We start from the raw sequence: 14,590 nt of genomic DNA, 5'->3' as shown, positions 1-14,590 counted from the left end.
ATGTGCGGACGCTTCGCCTTCTTCCAGGAGATCGAGCCGCTGATCGACGACCTCGACGCCGTCGACCTCGCCGATCCGGCACTGCGCCGACGCTGGAACATCCCGCCCACGGCTCCGATCCACGTGGTCACCGAGTCCCTCGATCGCGACTCCGGGGAGGTGCTGCGCGCGCTGCGGGTGGCGCGCTGGGGGCTGCTGCCGCCCTTCGCCAAGGACGCCGCCTTCTCCTCGCGCACCTTCAACGCCCGCCGCGAGACCCTCGGCGAGAAGGCCAGCTTCCGCGGGAGCCTCGCCCGCTACCGCGCCGTGGTCCCCATGGACGGCTACTACGAATGGGTGCGCGACGAGGCGGGGAAGCGCAAGCAGCCGATGTTCATCGCCCCGGCCGACGGCTCACCGCTGTTCATGGCGGCCCTGGTCTCGTGGTGGAAGGGGTCCGGTGACCACGAGGGACCCGCGGCGAGCGAGGACGGCCGCTTCCTGCTCTCGGCCACGATCATCACCCGCGCCGCCACGGGCGATCTCGCGCGGATCCACGACCGCACCCCCGTCATGCTCCCCCGCGACGAGGTCGATGCCTGGCTGGACCCCGGGATGGACGACCGGCACGCCGCGCAGGACTGGATCCTGGAGGACGGGCATCTGCTGGACGACGCGACCCTCGCGGTGCGGGAGGTCTCCCCGGCGGTCGGGAAGGTCGGCAACGACGGCCCGGAGCTGCTCGAGCCTCCGCAGCGACTGCTCTGAGGGATCGGCGCCGCGCCCGCCCGCGGGCGCGGCGCCGTGGCGCGGGATCCGCCCCCGGTCTGACGCGCGGCGCGCCGAGCTCCCCGTACCCTCGAGGCCATGACGAACGGGCCCGAGCACAGCACCGGCGCGCCGGGACGGCGCGTGCGGCTGAGCGACCCCTTCCGCTGGGTCATCGAGAATCCCGGCACCGTCGATCTCATCGTCTTCGGCGCGCTCTCGCTGATCAGCCTCGCCTTCTCGGTGGTCACCGGCAGCATGGACTGGTGGGTGCTGTTCACGGTGCCGATGTTCGCCGCCGGGGCGCTGTGCCGCGTGCGCCCCCTGCTGGGCGTGATCGTCATCGGCGTCCTCGCCGTGCTGCACCTGCTGCTGGGCCTCCCCGTGGTCGGCGGCGACGTGATGACCTTCTACGCGCTCTACTGCGCGGTCGCCTATGGCACCCCGGTCGTGCACGCCGTCGGCGTGGGCGCGGGCTTCCTCGGCGTGTTCGCCCAGGCCTCGTGGTGGTCGCTGAACGCGCTGCGCGGCGAGTACGGCGGCCCCTACGAGGCCATCGCCACCTTCGCGGGCCTGAGCGTCGTGGGCAGCATCAGCATCATCGCGCTCTGGGCGCTCGCGAACCTCCAACGGGCACGCGTGCGCCAGCTGTCCCTGACCCGGGACCGGGCCGAGCAGGCCCTGCGCGAGCGCGAGCAGCGCACGGCCCTCGCCGTCGCCGACGAGCGCGCCCGCATCGCCCGGGAGATGCACGACGTGGTCGCCCATTCCCTCTCGGTGATCATCGCGCAGGCTGACGGCGGCCGCTTCATCGCCGAGAAGAAGCCGGAGAAGGCCTCCGAGGTGCTCGGGACCATCGGAGAGACGGGCCGCGCGGCCCTCGCGGACATGCGCTCCCTGCTGGGGGTGCTGCGTCAGGAGGACGAGACCAGCTACGGCCCCCAGCCCGGAACGGCGATGCTGCCCGAGCTCGTCGAGCGCGTGCAGAGCGCGGGTCTCGAGGTCACCCTCGAGGTCGACGGCTCGCTCGAGGACCTCCCTCCGGCCACGGGCATGTCGCTGTTCCGCCTGGTCCAGGAGTCGTTGACCAACGTCCTCAAGCACGCCGGGCCCGGCGCCGGCGCCGCGGTGCGGATCACGCGCACCCCTGCGCAGCTGAGCGTCGAGATCCTCGACGACGGCCAGGGCGTGGATCCCGCCTCCGACGGGCAGGGGCACGGCCTGACCGGGATGCAGGAGAGGATGTCCGTGCTGGGCGGGTCGCTCCAGGCGGGCCCTCTGCCCGGACGCGGCTACCGGGTCCGGGCGGTGGTCCCGCTCGACGGCGGCCCTGCCGCCCAGCCCGCCCCCGCCCCCGATCTCCGAGGAGAGACCCGATGACCGCCTCGCCCGCCCCTCCCCTGCGCGTCGCTCTGGTCGACGACCAGCCGCTCGTGCGCGCCGGCTTCGCGATGGTGATCGACTCCCAGGACGACATGGAGGTCGTCGCCCAGGCGGCCGACGGCCTCGCGGCGCTCGAGGAGCTGCGCGCCCGCTCCGTCGACGTGATCCTCATGGACGTGCGCATGCCGCGCATGGACGGGATCGAGGCGACTGCCGCGGTCCTCGAGGCCACTCCCCCGGACCGGGCACCGCGGATCATCGTGCTGACCACCTTCGACCTCGACGAGTACGTGGTCGCCGCGATCCGCGCCGGGGCCAGCGGCTTCCTGCTCAAGGACGCCCAGCCCGAGGAGCTGCTGGGCGCGATCCGCACCGTGCACCGCGGGGACGCGGTGATCGCCCCCTCGGCCACCAAGCGCCTGCTGGAGCGCGTGGTCGCCGCGCCCGAGCCCCAGGAGAAGGACACCTCGGTGCTCGAGGCGCTCACCGAGCGCGAGCTCGAGGTCCTCACCCTGATGGGGCGGGGCTTCTCCAACCGCGAGATCGGGGCGGAGCTGTTCGTCGCCGAGGCCACCGTGAAGACCCACGTGGGACGCGTGCTCACCAAGCTCGGGGCCCGTGACCGGGTCCAGGCCGTGATCATCGCCTTCGAGACGGGACTGGTGGCCCCGGGCTCCGAGTGAGGCCGGACCGTCGGCGGGCGGGTCCTGTCATCCCGGGGTATGACCGGCCCTGCGCCCACGGTCGCACGCTCTGAGCTGGGACGAGACCCCGGGCGGATGGCACGGGATCGCGGGGTGCGGAAGCATCGTGGACGACCGCACAGACTCCTCGAGAAGGACCACGATGACCGCCCAGCCCCAGGCCGCTCCCCCGTCCCCCGCCGATGCCGCTCCCGCCCTCGTCGCCCGCGGGGTGACGCGCACCTACGGGACCGGCGCGGGTACCGTCACCGCGCTCGACGCCGTGGACGTCGACATCGCCCGCGGGCAGTTCACCGCGATCATGGGCCCCTCCGGATCCGGCAAGTCCACCCTGCTGCACGTCCTGGCCGGTCTCGACGTCGTCGACCAGGGCTCGATCCGCCTGGACGGCACGGAGATCACGGGCCTCGGCGACGACGCCCTGACGCGACTGCGCCGGGAGCGGATCGGCTTCATCTTCCAGTCCTTCAACCTGCTGCCGATGCTGAGCGCCGAGCAGAACATCCTGCTGCCGCTCGAGCTCGCGGGCAAGCGCGCGGACCGCGCCTGGATGCAGACCCTCACCTCCGCCTTCGGGATCAGCGACCGCCTCTCCCACCTGCCCTCACAGCTCTCGGGCGGCCAGATCCAGCGCGTCGCGATCGCCCGCGCCCTGATCACCTCCCCGGCCGTCGTCTTCGCCGACGAGCCCACCGGCAACCTGGACTCGCACTCCACCGACGAGGTGCTGGACTTCCTGCGGCTCTCGGTCGACGAGTTCGGACAGACGGTCGTCATGGTCACGCACGAGCGCGACGCCGCCGAGCGCGCCGACCGCATCCTCACCCTGGCCGACGGCCGCATCGCCCGCGACGAGGACCTGCGGGGGGACCGCTGATGTCGCGCCGCTCCGCTGTGCAGCTCACCCCGATGCGGCGGCATCTCGCCGCCGTCGTGACCATCGCCCTGTCCTGCGCCTTCGTCGCGATCATGGTGCTCGCCGGGAACCTCATGCTGGCCTCGCTGCAGTCGCAGGCCGCGCAGACCTATGACGGGGCCGACCTCGCGATCGAGGTGCCGCTGAGCGACGCGGACTGGACCTCGGAGGAGCCTCTCGCCGCGCCCGAGATCGAGGGTGCCGAGCAGGTCTGGCCCATGGTCCAGAGCTTCACCGAGCTCACCGCCGGCCAGGAGAGCGGATTCTTCCAGGTCACGATGCTTCCTCCGGGCGATGCCGGTGCCGAGCAGCTCCTGGAGGGCGCCCCGGCCGCCTCCTCGAGTGAGATCGTCCTGGACGAGAGCGCCGCCGAGGCGCTCGGCGTCGGCCTCGGCGACACCGTCGCCCTGCCGGGTCGGATGGCTCCCAGCAGCTCGGAGACCGCGCTCGAGGTGGTCGGCATCGCCCCGGCGCCGGAGGGCGCCGTCTTCGGCGGCACCCCCCGCGTGCTGGTCGACGAGGCGAACGTCGAGGCCCTGCTCGGTCCGACGGCCGGCACCCTGACCGATCAGTGGCTGGCCACCGTCCCCGAGGGCACCGATGCCGGCGCGGTCGCCGAGGCCGCCTCCGACGACGACCAGACAGTCCTGACCGCCCAGGAGGCCATCGACGAGCAGGCGGCGAAGGCCATGAACGGCACCGCGGCCCTCGGGATGCTGCTCGCGGTGTTCGTGGTCATCGCCCTGTTCACCAGCGCGGTGGTCATCGCGAACACCTTCGCGGTGACCATCGCCCAGCGCACCCGCAGCCTGGCCCTGCTGCGCACCCTGGGCGCGACCCGCTCCCAGGTGCGCGGGGTGGTGCTGCGCGAGTCCGCCCTCGTGGGCGTGCTCGGCGCGGTGGTCGGCATGGCCGCCGGGCACGTGCTGGTCCAGGCCGCCCTCGCGGCGGCCGCCGCCCTGGGCTGGCTGCAGGGCGTGATGGTCGTCCCCGTCTCCGTGCTGTCCGTGCTGCTGCCGGTGCTCGCCGGCGTGGCGATCACCCTGGGCGCCAGCCTGGCCCCGATGCGGGCCGCCACCCGCGTCGCCCCGCTGCAGGCTCTGCGCCCGGCGCCGCCGCAGCAGCGTCGCGGACTCGGCGTCCGCGGCGTGCTGGGGCTGATCGGCCTGGTCCTCGGCGTCGCGGCGCTCGCCGGCGGCTCCGCCCTCGCGCTGAGCGGATCGACCGCGCTGGGGACCGCGCTGGCCCTGCTCGGCGGCGTGCTCAGCTTCCTGGGCGTGCTGGCCACGCTGGTCCTCCTCACCCGTCCCCTGTCGACGCTCGGGGGGCGGCTGATCGGACGGATCGGCCGGATGCCCGCCCGGGTGGCGAGCGCGAACGTCTCCCGCAACCCGCGCCGCAGCGCCGCGACCATCGCGGCCCTGCTGATCGGGACCACGCTGATGACGATGATGGCCGTCGGCGCCCGCACCGCGGAGTCGACCCTCACCTCGGAGCTCGACTCGCGCCGCCCGATCGACCTGGTCGTTTCCGCTCCGCAGATGCCCGGGGACGCCGCCGAGCAGATCGCGGCGATCGACGGGATCGACCGGGCGATCGCCGGGCAGCGCGGCGACATCGAGGTGGGCGCCGAGGAGCCCATGACCCTGTACTCCGCCACCCCCGAGACCGTCCGCGAGGTCTCGCACCGGCCGGAGATGGCCGAGGAGCTCGCCGACGGCGTGGTCCTGCTGGGTCAGGAGCGCGCCGAGAGCTTCGGGGTCGAGGACGGGCAGGTGCTCCGGATCGATGCGGCCGACGGCACCGCGGTCGCCCTGGAGGTGCACGTCGATGCGAATCTGCAGATGTCCCTGGTCACGCCCGCCACTCTCGAGCAGCTGCTCGGGCAGGGGACGACTCCGGTGGTGCTCGGCGACTTCGCCGATCCCGGCACCCCCGAACGCGCCGGGACCGATGTGTACGAGCTGATCGACGAGGTCAGCACCCTGGTCCAGGGCGAGGGCTTCGAGGAGGCCTCGGTGCAGGCCGGCGGTGCCGAGCGGGAGATGTACGGCCAGGTGCTCACCATCCTGCTGGGCATCACCGTCGGACTGCTCGCGGTCGCGGTGGTGGTCGCCCTGGTGGGTGTCGCGAACACGCTGAGCCTCGGGGTGATCGAGCGCCGCGGCGAGAACGCCCTCCTGAGGGCGCTGGGCACCACGCGGCGCCAGATGCGCGCGATGCTGGCCTGGGAGGGCGTGCTGCTGGCCCTGGTGGGCGCGATCCTCGGGCTCGCCCTGGGCACGGCCTACGGGATCCTGGGAATCACCACCCTGCTGGGCGGGATCTATCCCGTGACGATCACGATCCCGTGGGCGCAGCTGGCCGTGGTGCTGGTGCTCTCGGTGATGGCGGGCCTGCTCGCCTCGGTGCTCCCGGGCCGGTCCGCCGCCCGCACCGCACCGGCCGCGGCGCTGGCCGACGCCGACTGAGGTCCCGGTCCTCGAGGACGGGCCCCGCTCCGGAGCGATCCGGAGCGGGGCCCGTCCTGGTCCGGGGCGAAGGGACTCAGTCGGAGCCCTGCGGCAGCGGCGTGGAGCGGACCAGGCGGGTCAGCAGCACGAAGGCCGCCAGCGCCAGGAGCAGGGCGAGCCCGCCCTGCCAGTACATCCCCCCGCGCAGCAGACTGGCCCCGACGAGGGCCTGGAAGAACTGCCAGGTGACGCCGTACCCCAGGCCGAACCGCCCCTTGACCAGGATCGACCGTGCGGCCATGGCCGCGGCCAGGGCGAACAGCACCAGGAAGATCGCCATCCCGGTCCCGAAACGGGCGTCGAGGATCCCCCGGGAGGCCGCGAGCGCGCAGTAGGTGGCGGCGGCGGCCAGGAGCAGCGCCTCGGCACCGAGCAGCGTCGCGACGATCGGCCGACTGCGCGGGCTGGGATCCGCGACCTCGCCGGACGGGTCGCCGCTGGTCCGTCGCGAGCCTCCGGAGGCGGAGGCCGAGGGTGCGGTGGAGGGGGGTTCGCTGGGCATGGTGGCACTGTAACGGCCGCGGGTGGACGCGGTCGGCGAGCGGTCCGACGGTCCATCGACGGGGCGCTGAGGTGCCGCTGATGAGCATGCCGCGATCCGCGATGCAACGGCTTCGTGCGCGGCATCACGGCCGGATCCGCACGAGGAGAAGGCAAGGAGGTTCTGTGTGGGAAGTGCCACCAGGCCCGCGCAGCCAGGCCCTTGTCGAGCCCGCGAGCGGCCCAGAGAATGGATGACGGCTCGACCCGCCGAGGGGACTGCAGCGGCTCGTCCGTCGCCGGCCCCACGTCGAGGAGAGCATGACACCCGAGAACGCCCCGCTGGGAGCGAACCTCGCCGCGTCACGCCCCACGGGGCGGGACGTGGCGTCCTGGAAAGAGAGAGTGACGATGGACTGGCGCCACCGTGCCGAGTGCCTCAAGAACGATCCCGAGCTGTTCTTCCCGATCGGGAACACCGGACCGGCGATCACCCAGATCCAGGAGGCGAAGGCGGTGTGCCAGCGGTGCGACGTCATGACGGCGTGCCTGAAGTTCGCGCTCGAGACCGGCCAGGACTCCGGCGTCTGGGGCGGCCTCTCCGAGGATGAGCGCCGCTCCCTCAAGCGCCGCAACGCGCGCGCCCGCCGCGCCGGCTGACACCCCACCGGCCCGCCGACATACCGCGGGCCCCGGGCACTCCCCGGGATCCCGGCCCCGTGCCGCGATCCCGGCGGGTGCCCCCGCGGCCCCACCCGCCGACGCTCCCCACCAGCAGGGGGCCGAGCACGGCGGGGCCGCCGGGCTCGGCCCCGCCGCCTCCCGGCGCCGCTCAGAGCGTGAGCGGATCCAGATGGACGTCGACCCGCGCACGGGTCCCGCCGCCGGGGCGCTCCTCCCAGGCGAGCGTGCCGCCCAGCTGCCCCTGCACCAGGGTGAGCGCGATATTGGTGCCCAGCCCCGTCGGCTTCGCGGCGCCCATCCCCATGCCGTCGTCCTCGATGTCGACGACCAGGTGGGACCCCCTGCGCTCGCTGCGGATCGTGAGGGTGCCGCCGGTCTCCGAGAGCCCGTGCTCGACGGCGTTGGTCGCGAGCTCGGTGACCACCAGCGCGAGCGGGGTCGCCTCCTCGGCGCGGATGGTCCCCACCTTGCCCACCTTCTCGGTGCGCACCTCCACCTGGGCGTCCGCCAGCTGCGGGGTGCCCGCCCGATGCACGGTCGCGCTCGCCGCGTCGACGGCGAGTCGCAGGCAGCGGTCGATCACCTCGTCGAAGTGCACCGCCTCCTGCGACCCCTGCAGGAGGGACTCGTGGACCAGGGCGATGGTCGAGACCCGGCGCATGGCCTCGGCCAGCGCGTCCCGCGCCTCGTCGGTCTTCATCCGCCGCGACTGCATGCGCAGCAGCGCCGCGACGGTCTGCAGGTTGTTCTTCACCCGGTGATGGACCTCCCGGATGGTCGCGTCCTTGGTGATCAGCTCGCGCTCGCGCCGCCGCAGCTCCGTCACGTCGCGCACCAGGATCACGGCACCGGTGCGCTGGCCGAGCGCCGTCAGCGGCACCGCCCGCAGCGAGAGCGTGCCGCCCCGGGCCTGCATGTCCGAGCGCCAGGCGGCGCGCCCCATCAGTACCAGCGGGAGCGACTCGTCGACCGGGCTGCGGGACTGCAGCACCTCGGTGGACACCTCGGCGAGCGTGGTGCCCTCCATGTCGCCCTCGATGCCGAAGCGGTGGAAGGCCGAGCGGGCGTTGGGCGACATCCACCGCACCACCCCGGCCTCGTCGAGCTCGACCACCCCGTCCCCGACGCGCGGAGCACCGCGGCGCGGGGGGATCGGAGCACCTTCGATGGGGAAGGCGCCGCTCTCGAGCATGCGCAGCACACGGTCGCCGAGCGCCCGCTGGTGGGTCTCGTTGTCCGAGGGCTGGCCCTCGCCGTCGGGGGTCTCCGCCGCGAGCGCGGCCAGCGTGCGACCGCCCTTGCGCACCGGCACCAGGACGATGGAGGCCGTCCGTCCCTCGCGCTCGACGGGCAGGGGGCGGTGCTCCGACTCCCCGCCCTCGAGCAGGCGCGAGATCTCCTCGCCCTCCTGACCGTGGGGGCCGCTGCTCCCGACGGGGTCCTCGTAGTACACGGTGGGACCGGTCGCGGGACGGCAGTGGGCGACGGCGATCGCGCCCTCCTCGCCCCGGATCCAGAGCACGAGGTCGGCCCGGAGGAGATCGGACAGGAGGTTCCAGTCCCCGACCAGGTGCTGGAGCCAGTCGGCCTCCTTGTCGGTGAGACCGCGGCTATCGGCGAGGAACTTGGACATGCTCGGCATGGGACCAGGATATGGGGTGCGTGGGGAACGGGCGCACGCCGCCCGGGACGGGGGCGGAGGACGGCTGGGCGGGTCAGGCACCTGCTCTAGGCTGTGCCCGTCGATACTTCGAGGAAGGATGAGGATGAAGCTCCGCGAGACGTTGAACCTCCCGCTGTCCGCCCGCTCCGCCGCCGTGATGTACGCCGATCCCGAGTACACCGCGATCCGGCGGAGCACGCTCGCGGCCTCGAGCGCCGAGTCGTCCGTGACGGGCGATCCTGCCGGGTCGTTCACCGTGACCACGGAGCTCTCGATGCCCACGGACCGGGTGCCGGACATCGTGCGTCCGTTCGTCGGCTCCGCGGTGACGATCAAGGAGGAGCAGTCCTGGTCCGCGCCCGATGCGGAGGGCGGGCGCACGGGGACCATGCGTCTCGACGTCGCCGGGACCCCGGCGGGGATGACCGCCTCGCTGCGTCTGGTGCCCGGCGGCGACGGAGCCAGCAGCGTGGAGATCGCCGGCGACCTGGTCGCGAAGGTCCCGCTGCTGGGACCGCGGCTCGAGAAGGCCGCCGTCCCCTACGTCTCGAAGGTGCTGCGTGCCGAGGAGAAGTCGGCCGCGACCTGGTCCGCGACCGACCGGTGACCGAGGCGGCCGTCCGGGCCGGCGACGGGCGGCGCGGATCGTCGCCGGTCAGCTCGGGGCGTGCCCGCCGACGTAGGCGAGCGCCGCGGCGCTCTCGCTGAGGTCGAACCACAGCAGCGCGGGGTCGGTGTCGTCCGCCGCGGCGTCCGCGGCGCCCAGCTCGGTGACGTGGAAGCTCGCGATCCTCGCCTCGACCGCCTCGCGGGCGCGCACGCCGAAGGCGCCGCCGTCCTCGGAGGAGTCCACGAAGCCGCTCTCCGGCGCGTCCGCGGCGATCACGAGGGCCCGGGCCGCAGGGTCCGATGCGCTCCAGGCGACATGGACGGCATCCTGGAGGGCGTCGTACTCGAGGTCCTCCTCGTCCTGACCGGGACGGTCGGTGCGTGCCGAGGACGTGACGCCCCAGGCGGGGCGTCCGGCCTCCAGGGAGAGGGTGCGTCCGGCGTGCTCCAGCACGGGCCGGTCGAGGTCGGTCAACGGCAGGTAGATCCTCATGGCCGTCATCCTCTCACCGCCGGCCCCGGCGCGCGCGGCGCCTCCTGCCCCTGTCCCTGCAGGACCTGTGAGGCGGCGATCTCCTGGAGCGCCCGGCGCAGCGCGGAGCGCGGAGCGGTCTCGGCCAGCAGCGCGCCGTCCCAGGCCGCGGTGCGGCAGGAGACCGGGTCGTCCGGGAGGAGGTGGAGTGTCGCGGTGTCGATCCGGGAGGCGATCAGCTCCCTCACCCGCTCCCCCGGCACCGGGGCTCCGAGGCGGTTGACGATCACGTGGAGCTCCTGGACGCCGAGGTCCTGGAGCCGGCTCTGGTCCCGGAGCAGCCGCGTGATGCTCACGGGATCCGCGGCGACGACGGCGATCACGGCGTCCGCCGCCTCGAGCACGCTCAGCGCGGCGGCGTTGCGCTGCGGGGCGACGGTGTCGTAGCTGAGCTCCTCGTCCTCCTCGAGGACCGGCCCGACGTCCGCCACGACCAGCCCGCCACGTCCGGCCAGCGCGGACCACACGCCGTCCAGCGCCGCACGACGCAGCTCCGCCCACCGTCCCGGCACACCGATGCCGCTGAGCAGGCGCAGATCCGGCTGCACCAGCGGCAGCAGCGCGTCGAGGGTCTCGGCATCGAGGGTGTCGCGGTCGTGCGCGCGGCATGCCGCGATCAGCCCCGGGGTCTCGTCGAGCACCCCGAGGATCTGGCTCTGGGACGGGCCGTAGGTGTCGGCGTCCACGAGCACCGTCGACCGACCGGAGAGCGCGGCCTCGGCCGCCAGGTTCACGGCAACGGTGGAGCGGCCCGGCGCGCCCGTCGGCCCCCAGACCGCGACCATCCGTCCCGGTGCGGCGGCGCCGGTGGAGGGCTCGACCTCCGGCTCCTGCCCGGTCTCGCCCTCCTCGGCACCTGTGGCCGCGGCGTGCACCGCCTCGAGGATCTCCTCGAGGGGCGCGCTGCTGGGGAGCACGTGGCGCAGCCCGAGCCGCGTCGCGGCGGGCACCTGCTCCGAGCGCAGCCCCACCACCGAGGCGTCGCGGAGCATCGTCGCGATCGCGTCACGTCCCATTCCCCGCACGGACACGTCGATGACGACGACGTCGCCGATGCCCGCGGCGGTCACCGCCAGCGTCTCGGCGAGGTCCGCGCACCGCCGCACCACCCGGGCGCGCTGGCTGCGGTCCACCGCGAGATCATGGACGATCCGCACCTCGTCGCTGCCCGAGGCGCACAGGACGATGTCGATCATGGGGCGAGCCCGTGCGCGCCGGGAACGCCGATCACGTCGAGGCGCTCGTCCTGCGCCAGCACCTCGAGCACCTCCGCCAGGCTGTCGGCCGGGACGAGCACCTCGACGGACATGGACTGCATGCCCAGCGAGCTGCCCTCGTCGATGCGCCGCACCACGGCGTCGGGGACCAGCAGCTCGGCCGTCCCGGTCCCGCCGTCGTCGACCGCCGGCGCCGTGTGCCACAGCTCCACGGCCGCCCCCGGGGCGACGGACTCCGCCACGGTCTCGTCCACCGGGATCACCACCGGCCGCAGCGGGACGTCGGCCGGCTGCCCGACGGCGGTCAGCGGCAGCAGCTCCCCGGACTGGATGGTCCTGGTGGCGACGGCGCCCTCGGGGATCGCCTCCGCGGTGCCGAGGTACAGATCGGCCTGGTCCCCCAGGCGCATCTCGACGGTCGTCAGGTCCGCCGCGTCGATCTCGTCCCCCGGAACGATGGGGGCCTTCGCCACCAGCATCGGGGTGGTCGCGGACAGGCGCGAGACCAGCAGCGCCCCCATCAGGACGCTGGCCACGACCAGCACGATGCCGACGATCAGCCGTGGATCCTTCCATCGCGGTCTGCGCAGCCTCATCACCGGTGCATCCGCCCCCACGGGGTCCCTCCTGCCCTCACGTCGATCCCGCCCGTCGGGATCTGAGGGGGAGGCTACGACAACCGGGCCCCTCGCCGTGCCCCGGAGGTCCGAATGTGGACGACCGTCCGTCCCGGACCACCGCTCCCTCGCGCCAGACGTCGCCGTCCACCGCTCGCGACGCCCCTGGTCGCAAGTGTGAGAGTATCCCTGTCGACCCGGTGTGTCCGACTGGAAGGATCGTCGATGACGCCACGCTTCGTCCCGCTGTCCGATGTCGCGGAGATGCTCTCGATCTCTGCCTCGCAGGCCTACGCACTGGTGCGCTCCGGTGAGCTGCGGGCCATCAAGATCGGCGGTCGCGGCCAGTGGCGCGTGGAGGTCACCGAGCTCGAGTCGTACATCCAGCGCAGCTACGAGGCGACCGCGCACATCCTCGAGGAGGAGCGCGAGCAGGAGCGCCAGAAGGCGTCCCGGGACCGCTGACCCCTGGCGGGCGCTCCCCGCTCCCGGAGCGGGCCGCACCACCCGCCCCGTCGCCGGGAACGGCGCTCAGCGCGGGAGGACGGCCAGCAGCGCGGACATCGCGACGGTGAGCCGCTGCGACCCCGGCATCGCGGTCGCCTCCCCGGTGGGCAGGGAGTGGACGTCGACGGCGTCCGCGCCCACCGCGGCGATCCGCCCCACGATGCCCCCGGCGGTCGTCTCCACCCGCACCACGCTGCGATCCCGGGCGATCTCCCGCAGGATCGACCCCAGCCCGAGAGCTGAGCGCAGGGTCTCCTCGGCCGGCCGGGCCCGCGTGGGGAGCCCCTCGATGAACCCGATCCCCGCGAGCGGGACCACAGCACGCCGGCCGTCGGCCCGGTCGGTCAGCGCGACCCAGTGCTCACCGACGTCCGCGACCGCACCGCTGAGGCGCAGCGAGGCCCCGACGTGGAGGATCAGGGGCCGTCCGCCGGCTCCCCGCAGTCGATCGGCGAGGGTGAGCTGAGCGCGCTCGGCCCGGGTGAGGTCCTCGGAGACCGCCCGCATCTCCTCCTGCTCGTGATGGGCGAACCGCCCCTCGAGGTCGTCGAAGATCCGCTCGAATCGCATGGGGACACTGTAGGGCGGCGCACCCGACATGCCCTCCCCCGACCCTGCGCATCCACAGCGCGACCTCGCCGAATTGCGTCCTGCGTCACAGACCACTAACTTCTGTACTCACGACCGAACACGACCAAACGACATCAAACGGCATCGCCTGCGGGTTCTGCGGGACGATGCTCGTTCGACGGGGGACGCATGGACGAGCACAGCGGGAACCAGCCGGCGGCGCGGCCGGCGCCGGCGGCGCTGGGGGCGCTCGGCGCCGCCGTCGGCGCCCTCGGCATGGCCGCGGCGGCCCGCACCCTGACACCGGCCGCGGCGGCCGGTCACGGGTCAGACGTCCTGATCGCCTGGGTGCTGGTGGTGGCCGCGGTCCTGGGCGCAGCGCTGTGCGCTTACCTCGCCCTGATCTGGTCGCTGGCCTCCATGGTGCTGCTGGCAGGTCCCGCGACACGCGGCGGCACGGCGGCGCTCGCGGCGCTTCGGCTCCTCGCGCCCCGGATCGCACGACGCCTCAGCCTCGGCGCCGCGCTCGCGACGACGACCACGGGGCTCGTGCTGGCTCCGGCAGTGGCCGGTGAGATCGCCCCGTCACCGGCGGCGGATCCGGGACCCGGGCCCGTCGCGCACTCGGCGGAGCTCGAGACGAGCGAGCCTCCTGGCTCGGAGCAGGATCCCTCCGGCTCCCTGCCCCCGCTGGGCTGGAGCGGGGACCCCTCCGCCGCCTCGGGTGCCTCCGCCCCGGCCGGGTCCTCCGGTCCTACGCCGTCGGACGGCACATCCGCCGCTCCGGACGACGCCCCGGCGTCCCCGCCCACGGTCGTCGTGCAGCCCGGAGACACTCTCTGGAGCATCACGGACGATCTCCTCGCGCCCGCCCCGGACTCCCCCTCGACGATCGCGGCCGGCTGGCCTCTGCTCCACGACGCCAATCGTGAGGCGATCGGAGACGACCCCGACCTGCTCGTCCCCGGGCAGGTGCTGACAGTTCCCACCTCCCTCACCCCACAGGAAGCGCCATGACCTCCACCGACCAGCGTCCAGCACCCTCGGGCACCTCTGCGGAGGTCCTCTCGCCCCACGATCCCCGCCTCGTCGAGCGGATGGTGGCGCCCGTCGCCCGCCATGCGGTCGAGATCATCCGCGACATGCGCCCGGTGAACGCGCTGTCACGAGTGGTCACCCCCGAGGTGGCGCGCATGCTCTCGCGCCGCGCGGCGCTGACCCGGCGCCTGCGGGCGAGCACCGGCTACGCCCCGTCGCGCCAGCTCCAGGTCTCCGGCGTGCGCACCTGCGTGGTCAACGAGCGCACCGTCGAGGCGAGCTGCGTGCTGCGGGAGCCCGAACGGGCCCGCTTCCTCGCCATGCGCTGGGAGCTGCGGCACACCGGATGGCGGGTGACCGTCCTCGAGGTCGGCTGAGCGCCGGCCCCCGGCCGCGGACGGCCGGGGGCC

Annotated in this window: 16 protein-coding genes; 10 read left to right on the top strand and 6 right to left on the bottom strand. The window is 73.8% G+C overall.

Going from position 1 to position 14,590, the window contains the following annotated elements; translation table 11 throughout:
* The 5 genes from CXH06_RS14345 (at position 1) to CXH06_RS14325 (ending at position 6,221) form a co-directional block, all read left to right on the top strand.
* The gene (locus CXH06_RS14345; protein ID WP_114855888.1) at positions 1-747 is read left to right on the top strand and encodes an SOS response-associated peptidase; all 747 of its coding nucleotides are present in this window, start codon (positions 1-3) and stop codon (positions 745-747) included.
* A 99-nt stretch (positions 748-846) separates the two neighbouring features.
* Entirely contained in the window at positions 847-2,127 is a 1,281-nt protein-coding gene (locus CXH06_RS14340) for a sensor histidine kinase (protein ID WP_114855887.1), read from the top strand.
* Positions 2,124-2,813, top strand: coding sequence for a response regulator transcription factor (locus tag CXH06_RS14335; protein WP_114855886.1), 690 nt, complete (start codon positions 2,124-2,126; stop codon positions 2,811-2,813). The genes CXH06_RS14340 and CXH06_RS14335 overlap by 4 nt, the downstream gene beginning before the upstream one ends.
* Positions 2,814-2,976: 163 nt before the next feature.
* Positions 2,977-3,711 carry an ABC transporter ATP-binding protein gene (locus CXH06_RS14330; RefSeq protein WP_114855885.1) on the top strand — a complete coding sequence of 245 codons (735 nt, stop codon included), beginning with the start codon at positions 2,977-2,979 and terminating at the stop codon, positions 3,709-3,711.
* Entirely contained in the window at positions 3,711-6,221 is a 2,511-nt protein-coding gene (locus tag CXH06_RS14325; protein WP_114855884.1) for an ABC transporter permease, read from the top strand. Before CXH06_RS14330 ends, CXH06_RS14325 begins: the two co-directional genes overlap by 1 nt.
* A 76-nt stretch (positions 6,222-6,297) precedes the next feature.
* On the opposite strand, the gene CXH06_RS14320 is transcribed toward CXH06_RS14325, so the two are convergent.
* A complete protein-coding gene (locus CXH06_RS14320) occupies positions 6,298-6,765 on the bottom strand; it encodes a hypothetical protein (RefSeq protein ID WP_114855883.1) in 468 nt (155 codons plus the stop codon).
* 389 nt (positions 6,766-7,154) lie between these two features.
* Between CXH06_RS14320 and CXH06_RS14315 the strand changes: the two genes are divergently transcribed.
* Positions 7,155-7,403, top strand: coding sequence for a WhiB family transcriptional regulator (locus CXH06_RS14315; RefSeq protein ID WP_114855882.1), 249 nt, complete (start codon positions 7,155-7,157; stop codon positions 7,401-7,403).
* A 172-nt stretch (positions 7,404-7,575) separates the two neighbouring features.
* On the opposite strand, the gene CXH06_RS14310 is transcribed toward CXH06_RS14315, so the two are convergent.
* Positions 7,576-9,069: a sensor histidine kinase gene (locus tag CXH06_RS14310; RefSeq protein ID WP_114855881.1), complete on the bottom strand. Its 1,494-nt coding sequence runs from the start codon at positions 9,067-9,069 to the stop codon at positions 7,576-7,578.
* A gap of 118 nt (positions 9,070-9,187) precedes the next feature.
* Between CXH06_RS14310 and CXH06_RS14305 the strand changes: the two genes are divergently transcribed.
* A complete protein-coding gene (locus CXH06_RS14305; RefSeq protein ID WP_232820374.1) occupies positions 9,188-9,697 on the top strand; it encodes a DUF2505 domain-containing protein in 510 nt (169 codons plus the stop codon).
* A 48-nt stretch (positions 9,698-9,745) separates the two neighbouring features.
* Here the strand turns inward: CXH06_RS14305 and CXH06_RS14300 are convergent, their stop codons facing one another.
* Genes CXH06_RS14300 through CXH06_RS14290 form a run of 3 tightly spaced genes read right to left on the bottom strand, consistent with a single transcriptional unit; the run spans position 9,746 to position 12,044 of the window.
* Entirely contained in the window at positions 9,746-10,192 is a 447-nt protein-coding gene (locus CXH06_RS14300) for a hypothetical protein (RefSeq protein WP_114855879.1), read from the bottom strand.
* Positions 10,193-10,197: 5 nt separating this feature from the next.
* On the bottom strand, positions 10,198-11,427 hold the full coding sequence (locus CXH06_RS14295) for a P-loop NTPase (RefSeq protein WP_114855878.1): 1,230 nt from the start codon (positions 11,425-11,427) through the stop codon (positions 10,198-10,200).
* Positions 11,424-12,044 carry an SAF domain-containing protein gene (locus CXH06_RS14290; RefSeq protein ID WP_232820373.1) on the bottom strand — a complete coding sequence of 207 codons (621 nt, stop codon included), beginning with the start codon at positions 12,042-12,044 and terminating at the stop codon, positions 11,424-11,426. Before CXH06_RS14290 ends, CXH06_RS14295 begins: the two co-directional genes overlap by 4 nt.
* Before the next feature lie 246 nt (positions 12,045-12,290).
* Between CXH06_RS14290 and CXH06_RS14285 the strand changes: the two genes are divergently transcribed.
* A complete protein-coding gene (locus CXH06_RS14285; RefSeq protein WP_114855876.1) occupies positions 12,291-12,530 on the top strand; it encodes a helix-turn-helix domain-containing protein in 240 nt (79 codons plus the stop codon).
* Positions 12,531-12,596: 66 nt separating this feature from the next.
* Here the strand turns inward: CXH06_RS14285 and CXH06_RS14280 are convergent, their stop codons facing one another.
* On the bottom strand, positions 12,597-13,142 hold the full coding sequence (locus CXH06_RS14280; RefSeq protein WP_114855875.1) for a hypothetical protein: 546 nt from the start codon (positions 13,140-13,142) through the stop codon (positions 12,597-12,599).
* A 189-nt stretch (positions 13,143-13,331) separates the two neighbouring features.
* Between CXH06_RS14280 and CXH06_RS14275 the strand changes: the two genes are divergently transcribed.
* Together CXH06_RS14275 and CXH06_RS14270 are read left to right on the top strand one after the other, a co-directional pair.
* On the top strand, positions 13,332-14,159 hold the full coding sequence (locus CXH06_RS14275) for a LysM peptidoglycan-binding domain-containing protein (protein WP_114855874.1): 828 nt from the start codon (positions 13,332-13,334) through the stop codon (positions 14,157-14,159).
* Positions 14,156-14,557 carry an Rv3235 family protein gene (locus tag CXH06_RS14270; RefSeq protein ID WP_114855873.1) on the top strand — a complete coding sequence of 134 codons (402 nt, stop codon included), beginning with the start codon at positions 14,156-14,158 and terminating at the stop codon, positions 14,555-14,557. The genes CXH06_RS14275 and CXH06_RS14270 overlap by 4 nt, the downstream gene beginning before the upstream one ends.
* Positions 14,558-14,590: the final 33 nt, after the last annotated feature.

The organism is Brachybacterium sp. YJGR34 (assembly GCF_003347015.1).
In the GTDB taxonomy this organism is placed as follows: Bacteria; Actinomycetota; Actinomycetes; order Actinomycetales; family Dermabacteraceae; genus Brachybacterium.
Note: the sequence above shows the minus strand (reverse complement) of the source record. Positions and strands in the feature narration are given on the sequence as shown.

Coding starts and splice junctions, on each gene's coding strand:
- CXH06_RS14345 (WP_114855888.1), top strand. CDS start 1: ATGTGCGGACGCTTCGCCTTCTTCCAGGAGATCGAGCCGCTGATCGAC.
- CXH06_RS14340 (WP_114855887.1), top strand. CDS start 847: ATGACGAACGGGCCCGAGCACAGCACCGGCGCGCCGGGACGGCGCGTG.
- CXH06_RS14335 (WP_114855886.1), top strand. CDS start 2,124: ATGACCGCCTCGCCCGCCCCTCCCCTGCGCGTCGCTCTGGTCGACGAC.
- CXH06_RS14330 (WP_114855885.1), top strand. CDS start 2,977: ATGACCGCCCAGCCCCAGGCCGCTCCCCCGTCCCCCGCCGATGCCGCT.
- CXH06_RS14325 (WP_114855884.1), top strand. CDS start 3,711: ATGTCGCGCCGCTCCGCTGTGCAGCTCACCCCGATGCGGCGGCATCTC.
- CXH06_RS14320 (WP_114855883.1), bottom strand. CDS start 6,765: ATGCCCAGCGAACCCCCCTCCACCGCACCCTCGGCCTCCGCCTCCGGA.
- CXH06_RS14315 (WP_114855882.1), top strand. CDS start 7,155: ATGGACTGGCGCCACCGTGCCGAGTGCCTCAAGAACGATCCCGAGCTG.
- CXH06_RS14310 (WP_114855881.1), bottom strand. CDS start 9,069: ATGCCGAGCATGTCCAAGTTCCTCGCCGATAGCCGCGGTCTCACCGAC.
- CXH06_RS14305 (WP_232820374.1), top strand. CDS start 9,188: ATGAGGATGAAGCTCCGCGAGACGTTGAACCTCCCGCTGTCCGCCCGC.
- CXH06_RS14300 (WP_114855879.1), bottom strand. CDS start 10,192: ATGAGGATCTACCTGCCGTTGACCGACCTCGACCGGCCCGTGCTGGAG.
- CXH06_RS14295 (WP_114855878.1), bottom strand. CDS start 11,427: ATGATCGACATCGTCCTGTGCGCCTCGGGCAGCGACGAGGTGCGGATC.
- CXH06_RS14290 (WP_232820373.1), bottom strand. CDS start 12,044: ATGAGGCTGCGCAGACCGCGATGGAAGGATCCACGGCTGATCGTCGGC.
- CXH06_RS14285 (WP_114855876.1), top strand. CDS start 12,291: ATGACGCCACGCTTCGTCCCGCTGTCCGATGTCGCGGAGATGCTCTCG.
- CXH06_RS14280 (WP_114855875.1), bottom strand. CDS start 13,142: ATGCGATTCGAGCGGATCTTCGACGACCTCGAGGGGCGGTTCGCCCAT.
- CXH06_RS14275 (WP_114855874.1), top strand. CDS start 13,332: ATGGACGAGCACAGCGGGAACCAGCCGGCGGCGCGGCCGGCGCCGGCG.
- CXH06_RS14270 (WP_114855873.1), top strand. CDS start 14,156: ATGACCTCCACCGACCAGCGTCCAGCACCCTCGGGCACCTCTGCGGAG.